The sequence below is a fragment of the Streptomyces sp. NPDC050418 genome, from assembly GCF_044458745.1.
Classification (GTDB): domain Bacteria; phylum Actinomycetota; class Actinomycetes; order Streptomycetales; family Streptomycetaceae; genus Streptomyces.
The window spans coordinates 1-1049 of record NZ_JBITIG010000023.1 but is presented as its reverse complement, the minus strand read 5'-3'; the positions used below and the strand labels follow the sequence as shown (position 1 = coordinate 1049).

At 56.1% G+C, this 1049-nt stretch carries 1 rRNA gene; it reads right to left on the bottom strand.

The annotated features are described in order from the left end of the window. Nucleotides 1-22: 22 nt before the first annotated feature. Nucleotides 23-1049, bottom strand: a 23S ribosomal RNA gene (locus ACIBI4_RS34520); the annotation flags it as partial.

Sequence of the window (1049 nt, the reverse complement as noted above, 5' to 3'; positions counted from 1 at the left end):
AACACAGTGGACGCGAGCAACTGAGGACAAGCCCTCGGCCTATTAGTACCGGTCAGCTCCACCCTTTACAGGGCTTCCACATCCGGCCTATCAACCCAGTCGTCTACTGGGAGCCTTAACCCCTCATGGGGGTGGGAATACTCATCTCGAAGCAGGCTTCCCGCTTAGATGCTTTCAGCGGTTATCCCTCCCGAACGTAGCCAACCAGCCATGCACCTGGCGGTACAACTGGCACACCAGAGGTTCGTCCGTCCCGGTCCTCTCGTACTAGGGACAGCCCTTCTCAATATTCCTACGCGCACAGAGGATAGGGACCGAACTGTCTCACGACGTTCTAAACCCAGCTCGCGTACCGCTTTAATGGGCGAACAGCCCAACCCTTGGGACCGACTCCAGCCCCAGGATGCGACGAGCCGACATCGAGGTGCCAAACCATCCCGTCGATATGGACTCTTGGGGAAGATCAGCCTGTTATCCCCGGGGTACCTTTTATCCGTTGAGCGACGGCGCTTCCACAAGCCACCGCCGGATCACTAGTCCCGACTTTCGTCCCTGCTCGACCCGTCGGTCTCACAGTCAAGCTCCCTTGTGCACTTACACTCAACACCTGATTGCCAACCAGGCTGAGGGAACCTTTGGGCGCCTCCGTTACCCTTTGGGAGGCAACCGCCCCAGTTAAACTACCCATCAGACACTGTCCCTGATCCGGATCACGGACCGAGGTTAGACATCCAGCACGACCAGACTGGTATTTCAACGACGACTCCCCAACCACTGGCGTGGCTGGTTCAAAGTCTCCCAGCTATCCTACACAAGCCGAACCGAACACCAATATCAAACTGTAGTAAAGGTCCCGGGGTCTTTCCGTCCTTCTGCGCGAAACGAGCATCTTTACTCGTAGTGCAATTTCACCGGGCCTATGGTTGAGACAGTCGAGAAGTCGTTACGCCATTCGTGCAGGTCGGAACTTACCCGACAAGGAATTTCGCTACCTTAGGATGGTTATAGTTACCACCGCCGTTTACTGGCGCTTAAGTTCTCAGCTTCGC